Genomic DNA, 9,626 nt, shown 5'->3' on the forward strand with positions numbered 1-9,626 from the left:
GCCGAACGCGGCCCGCGCGGTGGTACGCTAGCGGCTGTGCAGACCACGCCACTCATCCTCATCGCTTGGGCCGCGTTCGGCGCGGCCTTCGGGAGCTTCGGCAACGTCGTGGTCTGGCGCTTCCCCCGCGGTGAGAGCCTGAACGCGCCCGCGTCGAGCTGTCCTGTGTGCGGCCACCCGATCCGCTGGTACGACAACGTGCCGATCGTCTCGTGGGTCGCTCTCGGCGCGCGCTGCCGTGACTGCGGCACGCGCATCAGCGTGCGCTACCCCGTGGTCGAGGCGCTCTCGGCGGCAGCGTTCGTCGCGGCTGCCGTGCGGTTCGCGGGGCGTCCGGCCACGGCGGTCGTCGCGGCGGCGTTCCTGTGGACGTTGCTGGTGCTGTCCTTCATCGATCTGGACACCATGCGGCTTCCGAACGGGATCGTCGGCGCGCTCGCCGGCGCGGGCGCGGCGGGCGCGCTGGCGTCGCAGGTGACCGGCGTCGAGATCGTCCCGATCGGCTGGCACGGCACCGGCGCTCTCGGCGGCCCGGTCGCAGCGGCGCTCCTCGGAGCGACGCTGGGCGCGGGGCCGGCGTGGGCGATCGGGTGGGCGTATGAGGCGGTCCGCAAGCGCGAGGGTCTCGGCTTCGGCGACGTGAAACTGCTCGCTGCGATGGGCGTGTTCCTCGGACCCTACGTGGCGGTCGCCTTCGTCGCGGGAACCGTGCTCGCGCTGGCCGGCCGGCTGTTCGGCGCTGCGGCGGGGAAGCGCGCGCTCGCGGAGCGGGCGCCGTTCGGTCCGTACCTGGCCGCGGGCGGGGCCGTCGCGGCGCTCGCAGGGCCTGAACTGGTCGGATGGTACTTCCGCGCGGTCGGGATGGCGTGATGCGCGCGGGCCGGCAGTGCCGTACGTCACTGAGCATCACCAACGGCTCAAGTGCGCCGAGTGCGTTGCCGATACGGGAAACGAGGTAGTATGCGCTGCCGGGCGCAGTACGGAGCGAGGTGGCCGGCCATGAGGCTTGCATCGATGCATCGCGACGACGGAATGAACGTGTTCGAGGTCGTCTTCGCGGCCTTCATCATGTTCGTCGTGCTGACGGGCGTGCTCGGCCTCGTCGCGACGTCGACCAACATGGGCATCGACGCCAAGCAGCGCAACCTCATCAGCAACACGATCGCGTCGCGCATGGAGTACGTGCGCGGCCTGCCGTTCAGCCAAGTGGCGATCGCGACATCCGGTGGCTCCGGGGTCCTGCCGTCGAGCGAGACGTTCACCGCGAACGGCATCTCCGTCACCGTGAGCTACCAGGTCCAGGAGCGCTCCTCCGTCACGAAGGAACTGCGCGTCACCGCGGTCGCGACCGTGCCCGGGCGCACTCCCGTCACCACCACGGCGTACTCGATCATCCGGGACCGCGATCAGGACCTCACCCAGTTCACCGGCATCGCGATGGGGCCGGACCTCGTGTGGACCGCCACGACGCCGGACGACGGCTCCGTGGTCTACAGCAACCTGGTGTGGAACTCGGGCGGCTCGCCGACGCCGCTGGAGCTTGGCGCCGAGGCGGAATCGCAGGACAGCGATCAGGACATCCGCCGCATGGAGATGTACATGATCGGCTCGGCGACCGAGCTGGTGTACCTCGCGGACGCGACGGTGCTGGGCGCCGACACCGCCGAGTGGGAATGGTCTGTCGGCCAGTCGAGCGCGAGCGTGTCGTTCCGGTGGCACACAGGGCAGGTCATGATGGTGGACGGGGAGGTCACCGAGGTGGTCGACGACGGCTGGCAGACCGTGCGCTGCCGCGCATGGGACAGCGAGGGCAACTCGCGCGCCGTCGACCGCACCTTCTACGTCGACAACGATCCGCCGGGCGACTCCGGCGTGCCGACCGCGACCGTCTCGACCGACGCGCTGGTGACCGCACAGTGGGGCCCCGGCTCGGAGGCGACGATGTACGACGTCACCCAGTACCGGCAGAAGCCGGCCGGGTATGGCTCGTACACCGACCCGTCGTCGTGGGATTCGAGCCCGACGGTGACCATCTCAGGCCTGCTGACCGACCTGGGGACGTACCGGTTCAGCCGCTACGTCGTCACCGCGCTGGCGCGCAGCCCGCGCTTGAACGCCGCGAACGCCGTGCCCTCCGCGCCGTACGTGACGCGTCCGCTCGGCGGCGGCACCTCGGCGATCATCACCGCGAAGGCGCCAGCCGCGATCGCGACGCTCACCGTCTCACCGCCGACGTTCCCGTGCACCGGATGGACGACGTACTCGTTCTCCTATCGCTCAGGCACCGCCGGCGCGTGGACGTGGATCGGCAACAGGGTCGTCGCCGGCTCTTCGCCGGCGACGTTCACGACCGGCTCGATCGCGCTCACCAAGGTCACCGGCCAGTGGCAGCCGCTGTACTACCGCTACCACGTGTACTACACGCCGGCCGGGTATGCCGGCGGCACAGCGGCGGGCGTCGGGTCGGACGTGTTCGGACCGACGCCGACGAGCGTGGGCGCGACCGCGACGCTCGTGCACGCGGAGTGGTAGATGGACCGCTGGCGCGATGACTCCGGCTTCACGCTGACCGAGCTGATCGTGGCGCTCGGGCTGCTCCTCATCGTCTTGGGGATGGCGTATCTGGGCCTGCAGGTGGTCTACAAGAGCAGTCAGGTCTCCGAGATCCAGTCCGTCCAGGCACGCGAGATCGGCGCGACGCTCACCTTCCTCGAGGAGATCGCGTCGCAGAACCTGTCAATCGAGGCCCCGACCGCGTACTCCGTGCAGTTCCTGACCGACCGCAACAACGACGACATCCGGGAGCGCCACATCATCAGCGCGAACGCGGACAAGACGGTCGTCGACCAGATCTGGCTCGTGAACAACCTCGGGCAGAACACGACGCTGAGGAGCACGTACACCTGGTCGAGGAACAACGCCAACCGCGCGCTCGGCGTGCCGCTGTTCCACTACTACCGCTCGGCCACGACGACGTCGGCGGCCGTCGAGATCACGAACATGGCCGATGTCCCGGCCAAGGCGGGCAAGCTGGTCATCGACATGCGCGTCAACTACCAGGGCAAGGCCTTGCGCGATACGCGCGAAGTCATGTTCCGGAACCGATAGGGGATGGGACGAGCATGCTGACGCGTCTGAGGGGCCGGTCGGATGGCGGATTCGCGATGGCCGCGGTCCTGGGCATCGCCGCCGTGGTGACGGTCGTGGCGATCGGCGCCTACTTCATGGCGAGCGAGACGCTGCACGACTCGGTGCGCAACCGCGGTGAGACGCGCGCGTTCCAGGTCGCGAACTCCGGGCTCGAGCTCGAGCTCGCGACGTTCAACTCCGACAACCTCGACGACTACCCCAAGAACGGCACGACCGAGGACGGGAGCTACGCGGTCACCGTCCAGCAGCTGGACGCCTACGAGTACATCATCCAGTGCCGGGGCGTGTCTGAGGGTGCCAGCGAGATCGTCACCCAGCGGTTCTTCTACCTGAACCTGTGGGACCTGAACATGGGCGCCGGCGAGGGCGCGTCGCTCGGCGGCGGTTCTGCGTGGAACGGCCAGGCGACCATCGACGGGCCGCTCTACATCCGCGGCGACATGGAGTGGGGATCCAGTTCGAACTACTACGGCGGGCCACTGTTCATCCGCGAGGGCAAGCTCATCACGACCCACGGCGGCGCGGGTTGCGACTTGGGCACCGCAGCCGACCCGGTGCGCGTGTACTGCACCGGCGGCACGGTGGACCTCCACAAGATCGACGCGCACATCGACGGTCCGGTCCGCACCTCGGTGCCCGACATCGAGCTGCCGTGGGTGACCTCGGACTACATGGACGCGGCCGAGGAGCTCGCCCGCAAGGAGTCCACGGACAACAAGATGGGCGGCACCGCGTCATCGGCGCCCAACACCGAGACCGTGATCATCCACCTTGTTCCCCAGTCGTACGCGGACGGGACGACGATCCCCGGCCGGCGGATGGCCGACACCGCTCCTGCGGGTACTTCGGACTACTACAAGTACCGCGGGGACGCGGGAGGTCACGGCCCGCTCAACAACGGCACCCACACGCTGGACATCGGCGCGGCGTCGTTCGGCGCCTGGCCGGGCAACGGCTACGACGCCGCGTCCGCCACCTTCGACGACTTCGCGTACGACGCAGGCACCGGGACGCTCTACGTCAACGGCACGGTCCTCATCGACGGCCCGGTCAACATCTTGGCGGGCGTGAACAACTACGTCGGCAACGGCACGCTCGTGTGCAACGGCGACGTCTACATCGAGGGCAACCTCGTGCCGCGCGACGGCCTGTCGGCGTCCGAGGCGCTCGGGATCGTGACCGCCGGCGACGTGTGGCTGCACCGCGAGGCCATGACCGGTGCGGTCTTCTGCAACGGCACGTTCACCCTCGACAAGCCCGGTACGGTCTACGAGGGCACGGTCCTGGCCGGCGTGATCAGCGCCACCTCTCCGAACATCACGCTGCGGACGAACCCGATCCTGAAGGACGTCCTGCCCGAGAGCATGCCGGGCGCGGGCGGCGGCCTCATCTTCCCGGGCACCTGGTCCCGCCAGTAGCGGCGCTCCACCCCCGACCGCCTCCGGTTGTCCACAGGTTGTTGAAAACACCCGGTATGGTATGATTCGCCACGGGAGCTCATCCGCAGCACGCAGTCGCAGCACCGGAAGCAGCTATCATCGCAGCAGCACCAGAAGGAGGGTCGGTGGCTCCTATCTCCCTGTCCTCTGCACCGCTGCCGGTCGGCCTCGACATCGGGACCGACCACGTGCGCGTTGCCCAAGTCAGGCCTAGCGGCTCCGGCCTCGCGCTCGCCGCGTACGGCGTCGCGCCCATGCCGATGGGCGCGGTCGTCGAGGGCGAGATCGTCGACGTCGACGCGGTGACTTCGGCGGTCAAGGACCTGTGGCGGCGCAGCGGCGTCTCCGGCAAGGAAGTCGCCATCGGCGTCTCGAACCAGAAGGTCGTGGTGCGCCTCATCGACCTGCCGTTCATGGACAAGGCGGAGCTCGAGGGCGCGATCCAGTACCAGGCGCAGGACTACATCCCGATCCCGGTCGAGGAAGCGATCCTGGACTTCCAGATCATCGGCGACTACATGACCGGCGCGGACGAGCACATGATGGAGGTGCTGCTCGTCGCGGCGCAGCGCGACATGATAGGCACGGCCGTGGAGGCCGTCGAGGGCGCGGGCCTCAAGCTCACCGCCATCGACGTCACGGCGTTCGCCATCGTGCGCTCGCTGTTCGGCGCCACCGAGAGCGTGCTGCCCGACGAGGGCGAGGAGGGTGAGGCGACCGGCGTCATCCACATCTCGTCGGGCCTGACCAACATCGCCGTCGTCGAGAAGAGCGTCCCGCGCTTCACGCGCGTGTCCTCACTCGCCGGCAACCAGTTCACGCAGGCGATCGCCAACGTGCTCAACCTGACCTTCGACGAGGCCGAGGACCTGAAGCTGCGCGTGGGCTTGCCTGACATCGAGACGCACAGTTCCGTCTTCCCGCCGGAGCTCGACGCCGGCCAGGCGCAGACGGCGCAGGACGCCCTCGAGCGCGAGGTCAACAAGTTCATCGCCGAGGTCTGCCGTTCCATCGACTACTACCTGACGCAGGCCACGCAGGTCCGCAGCATCAAGCGCATCTACCTGACCGGCAGCGGCGCGCAGCTGCTGAACCTCGCGAACTACCTCGAGAAGGGCCTGCAGGCCGAGGTCCAGCTCACCGACGGGCTCGAGCGCGTGAGCACGTCCGGCGGCGTCCAGCAGACGCTCATGCAGGACCGCTTCGGCGCGGCTCCCGCGATCGGGCTGGCGATGGGCGGGCTGACCTGATGGTCCGCATCAACCTCCTGCCTCCCGAGATCGTCGAGAAGCGCAAGGCCGAGAAGACCTTCAGCTACGTCGCACTCGCCGGCGTCGCCGCGGTCGCGGTCCTGCTGCTCGTCTACGGTGTGGCGCTGTTCATCGTGGGCGGCCGCAGCCAGGAGCTGCAGTCCAAGCAGGACCAGGCGGTCGGCCTCCAGAAGCAGGCCGAGGCGTTCAGGGTCTTCGAGACCAAGGAGAAGGACCTCGCCGACCGGCAGGAGATCGCCGACGAGGCGCTCTCGGCGCGGATCGACTGGTCGCGGCTGTTCACCGAGATCTCGCTGGTCCTGCCTTCGGACATGTGGGCGTCGAGGATCAAGGCCGACGAGGAGCGCACGCCCAACGTGCAGGTGGAGGGTTCGGCCCTCGACCCGGAGGACACCCCGGACTCGGGGCACAAGGTGATCGCCAAGGCGCTCGTGCGCTTCGCCGATCTCGACCAACTCGCCAACGTGTGGCTGACCAAGTCCGAGAAGATGCCGGAGGAGTGGCCGCTGCCCACCATCAGCTTCGAGATAACCGCCGATGTGGCCAAGCCCGCCGCCGCGGACACGGGTTCCGCGGGCGCGGTGCCTGCCCCGCCTACCGGGCCGTGAGGGGAGGAGGAGACCGCCGGTGAAGCTCACCCTGCGCAACCAGATCATACTGGCCATCATCGGCGTCATCGCGCTGTGCGCCGCGATGCTCTTCTTCCTCATCTGGCCGCAGTTCCAGAAGGTCGGAGAGCTGAGCGACGAGATCAAGGCGCAGGACGAGCAGATCGCGGCCGCGCGGGATCTGCTCAACCGGCGCATCGAGGCGAGGGACAACGCCGCCAGGACGAGCGCGGAGTACATCCTCCAGACGAACCGCGTCCCCGACTCGCCCGAACTGCCCTCGCTGATCATCGAGATCCAGGACGCTGCGGACTCGTCGGGCTTGATGCTCGAGCGCATCGCCCCGGAGCCGGCGACCGAGGACCTGGAGACCTACACCGCATACCAGGTCAAGCTCGAGCTGGTCGGGCGGTGGGCGGACTACATCGACTTCATGCGGCGTCTCGAGAAGATGACGCGCGGTGTGCGGGTCGTTGAGACGACCATCGACTACAGCGAGCCGAGCGGCTCCGCGGCGAGCACGCAGACGGTCGAGACCGAGACCGAGGTCGCCGTGACGATGTTCATCGAGGTGTACACGATCAACGCGGACGCCTCGTCGACCGGGACGGCGACACCGCCGCCGACCCCGTAGGAGCATGTGAGGACCCCGTGGCCGACGACCTGACAACGCCCGTCTCGACGCCGGAGGCGCTTCCGGGCGTCGATGAGATGCTGGCCGCGCCGGCCGCGGGCGCCGAGCCGGGGTCCGCGAAGAAGGGCGGCGGCTTCAAGGCGTTCCTCGGCACGACGCTCGGCAAGATCGTCATCGGCGGCATCGGGCTCGCCGTGCTCGGCGCGATCATCGCGGTCGTGGCCGTGGTGCTGATCTCGTTCTTCGGCGCCAGCGTGGTGCAGAAGGGCGTCGACCAGGCCCTCCAGGGCGCGGTCACGACGGGAGCAGGGACGACCGCCGGCGGCGTCGCGGGCGGCTCGGCCGCCGGGACCGGGACCGCCGCGGCCAAGGAGGGCACGCACGTGCCCCTGCCGGTCGCGAACAGCCAGATCTTCACCTTCCGGGACATCTTCGACCCGCTCGCCAAGGAGGTCGTGTCCGCATCGGAAGACACCTCCTCGACCTTCAGCGGCGAGGAGGACACGCTGTACCTCCTCGACGTCGTGACCGAGGACGGCGTACGGCACGCGGTGCTGTGGTGGAACGGGTCCACCTACACGCGGGCCGCCGGCGAGGTCATCGAGGGGACCGCGTGGCAGGTCATCTCGGTGGGCGCGGACTCCGCGACGATGCTCTACGGCGACTCGACCGTCACGCTGCGAGTGGGGCAGGGCTCGGTCGCCGCGAAGTAGCGCCGCTCTCCGCGCGCCCACGTGCCCGCTGCGGGGGTCCTGAGGGCGGGTGTTAGAATCGAACCCCGTCCATCCAGGCAGCGCGCACGGAGGCCGTATGCGCTACACCACCGCAGGTGAGTCACACGGGCGAGCGCTCGTGACCATCGTGACCGGCGTTCCCGCCGGCGTGCCCCTCGAGGCGGCCGACGTCGACGCCGACCTCGGGCGCCGGCAGGTCGGCTACGGCCGTGGCGGTCGGATGACGATCGAGAGCGACCGCGCGATGCTGCTGTCGGGCGTGCGCTTCGGCCGGACCATCGGCAGTCCCGTCGCGATCACCGTGGCGAACCGCGACTGGGAGAACTGGACGGACGTCATGGCGCCGGGTGGCGGCGACGAGGCGGCGCAAGCGGCCGGGAAGGCGCGCGTGACGGCGCCGCGTCCCGGCCACGCGGACCTCGCCGGCTGCCTGAAGACCGGCGCGAGTGACGTCCGCGACGTGCTCGAGCGCGCGAGTGCGCGGGAGACGGCGGCGCGGGTGGCCGCCGGAGCGGTGGCCAAGGCGCTCCTGCGCGGACTCGGCGTGTCGGTGGGCTCCTACGTGCGTGCGATCGGCGGCGTGCAGATGGAGCCGCTCGCCGACGCGGCCGCGGTCGACGTGGCCGCGGTGGAGGCGAGTGACGTGCGCTGCCCCGACGAGGCGGCCGCCGCGCGCATGCGCGACCGCATCGATGAGGCGGCAGCGTCCGGCGAGAGCCTCGGCGGCGTGTTCACCGTGTACGCGATCGGGTTGGCGCCGGGCCTCGGCGGCTACGCCACCGCGGGAGAGCGGCTGGACGCCCGGCTCGCGGGCGCCGTCGTGTCCATCCCCGCGATCAAGGGCGTCGAGTTCGGTGACGGGTTCGCGCTGGCGGCGGGCCCGGGAAGCGAGGCGCACGACCCGATCCTGCCCGCGCGCGCGGGCGCATTCGTGCGCCCCAGCAACCACGCCGGCGGGCTCGAGGGCGGTATGACGAACGGCGAGCCCCTCGTCCTGTCGGCCGCGATGAAGCCGATCCCGACGCTGATGAAGTCGCTGCCGAGCGTGGACCTCGAGACCGGCGAGCCCGTGGACGCCGCGCGCGAGCGCTCGGACGTCTGCGCGGTGCCCGCTGCGGCAGTCGTCGCCGAAGCGGAGGTCGCGCTCGTGCTCGCCGATGCATACCAGGCCAAGGTCGGCGGCGACTGCCTCGGCGACATGCTCGCGGCGCTCGCTGCGTACACTGAGCGGACCGCGCGGTGAGCCACGTCTTCCTCATCGGCTTCATGGGATCCGGGAAGAGCACCGTCGGCCGGCTCGTGGCCGAGCGACTCGGGCTGCCATTCGTCGACATCGACGAGACGATCGAGCGGACGACGCGCCGCACGATCTCCCAGCTGTTCGCCGACAGCGGAGAGACCGCGTTCCGTGCCATGGAGCGCCGGGCCATCCAAGAGGTCGCGGCGGGTCCCGACGCGGTCGTGTCCTGCGGCGGCGGTGCCGTGTTGGATCTGTGGAACCGGCGGACGATGAAGGATGCCGGGACCGTGGTGTACCTGCAGGTCGGCTCGGACGAGGCGCTGGACCGCATCGGCGACTACGCGTCCCGGCCACTGTTGCGTGAAGCCGAGGACCCCCGCGCCGCCGCCGCTGCGCTGCTCGCGGAGCGCGAGCCGGTCTACGCGTCGGCGGCGGACGTCACGGTCGACACGCGGCACCAGTCGCCGGACGGCGTGACCGCGGCCGTGCTCGCCGCGCTCGCCATGCACGCAGGGGCGGGGGTGCGTCCGTGAACGGCGCCGTCGAGCGC

The 9,626-nt window shown here is 69.9% G+C and carries 10 protein-coding genes; all 10 read left to right on the forward strand.

Features of this window, described 5'->3' with window-relative positions; all coding sequences use genetic code 11:
• Positions 1 to 36 precede the first annotated feature (36 nt).
• The 10 genes from FDZ70_01135 to FDZ70_01180 all read left to right on the forward strand — a co-directional run bounded on the left by FDZ70_01135 (position 37) and on the right by FDZ70_01180 (position 9,609).
• Positions 37 to 870, forward strand: coding sequence for a prepilin peptidase (locus FDZ70_01135; protein TLM80335.1), 834 nt, complete (start codon positions 37 to 39; stop codon positions 868 to 870).
• Positions 871 to 999: 129 nt separating this feature from the next.
• Positions 1,000 to 2,532: a hypothetical protein gene (locus FDZ70_01140; GenBank protein ID TLM80336.1), complete on the forward strand. Its 1,533-nt coding sequence runs from the start codon at positions 1,000 to 1,002 to the stop codon at positions 2,530 to 2,532.
• Positions 2,533 to 3,108, forward strand: a complete 576-nt coding sequence (locus FDZ70_01145; protein ID TLM80337.1) for a prepilin-type N-terminal cleavage/methylation domain-containing protein — start codon at positions 2,533 to 2,535, stop codon at positions 3,106 to 3,108.
• A gap of 56 nt (positions 3,109 to 3,164) precedes the next feature.
• Positions 3,165 to 4,568 carry a hypothetical protein gene (locus FDZ70_01150; GenBank protein TLM80338.1) on the forward strand — a complete coding sequence of 468 codons (1,404 nt, stop codon included), beginning with the start codon at positions 3,165 to 3,167 and terminating at the stop codon, positions 4,566 to 4,568.
• Between the two features lie 116 nt (positions 4,569 to 4,684).
• Positions 4,685 to 5,839, forward strand: coding sequence for a type IV pilus assembly protein PilM (gene pilM, locus FDZ70_01155; GenBank protein ID TLM80339.1), 1,155 nt, complete (start codon positions 4,685 to 4,687; stop codon positions 5,837 to 5,839).
• Positions 5,839 to 6,468 carry a hypothetical protein gene (locus FDZ70_01160; protein ID TLM80340.1) on the forward strand — a complete coding sequence of 210 codons (630 nt, stop codon included), beginning with the start codon at positions 5,839 to 5,841 and terminating at the stop codon, positions 6,466 to 6,468. The genes pilM and FDZ70_01160 overlap by 1 nt, the downstream gene beginning before the upstream one ends.
• Complete coding sequence (locus FDZ70_01165) at positions 6,398 to 7,102, forward strand: hypothetical protein (GenBank protein TLM80341.1); 705 nt, start codon at positions 6,398 to 6,400, stop codon at positions 7,100 to 7,102. Before FDZ70_01160 ends, FDZ70_01165 begins: the two co-directional genes overlap by 71 nt.
• A gap of 17 nt (positions 7,103 to 7,119) precedes the next feature.
• Positions 7,120 to 7,815 carry a hypothetical protein gene (locus FDZ70_01170; protein ID TLM80342.1) on the forward strand — a complete coding sequence of 232 codons (696 nt, stop codon included), beginning with the start codon at positions 7,120 to 7,122 and terminating at the stop codon, positions 7,813 to 7,815.
• Positions 7,816 to 7,912: 97 nt separating this feature from the next.
• On the forward strand, positions 7,913 to 9,079 hold the full coding sequence (gene aroC, locus FDZ70_01175; protein ID TLM80343.1) for a chorismate synthase: 1,167 nt from the start codon (positions 7,913 to 7,915) through the stop codon (positions 9,077 to 9,079).
• Positions 9,076 to 9,609 carry a shikimate kinase gene (locus tag FDZ70_01180; protein ID TLM80344.1) on the forward strand — a complete coding sequence of 178 codons (534 nt, stop codon included), beginning with the start codon at positions 9,076 to 9,078 and terminating at the stop codon, positions 9,607 to 9,609. Before aroC ends, FDZ70_01180 begins: the two co-directional genes overlap by 4 nt.
• Positions 9,610 to 9,626: the final 17 nt, after the last annotated feature.

Source organism: Actinomycetota bacterium (assembly GCA_005774595.1).
Classification (GTDB): domain Bacteria; phylum Actinomycetota; class Coriobacteriia; order Anaerosomatales; family D1FN1-002; genus D1FN1-002.

What these genes read in the sequence shown, in the direction of transcription:
- FDZ70_01140 (TLM80336.1), top strand. Translation starts at nt 1,000, where the DNA reads ATGAGGCTTGCATCGATGCATCGCGACGACGGAATGAACGTGTTCGAG.
- FDZ70_01145 (TLM80337.1), top strand. Translation starts at nt 2,533, where the DNA reads ATGGACCGCTGGCGCGATGACTCCGGCTTCACGCTGACCGAGCTGATC.
- FDZ70_01150 (TLM80338.1), top strand. Translation starts at nt 3,165, where the DNA reads ATGGCCGCGGTCCTGGGCATCGCCGCCGTGGTGACGGTCGTGGCGATC.
- FDZ70_01160 (TLM80340.1), top strand. Translation starts at nt 5,839, where the DNA reads ATGGTCCGCATCAACCTCCTGCCTCCCGAGATCGTCGAGAAGCGCAAG.
- FDZ70_01165 (TLM80341.1), top strand. Translation starts at nt 6,398, where the DNA reads ATGTGGCCAAGCCCGCCGCCGCGGACACGGGTTCCGCGGGCGCGGTGC.
- aroC (TLM80343.1), top strand. Translation starts at nt 7,913, where the DNA reads ATGCGCTACACCACCGCAGGTGAGTCACACGGGCGAGCGCTCGTGACC.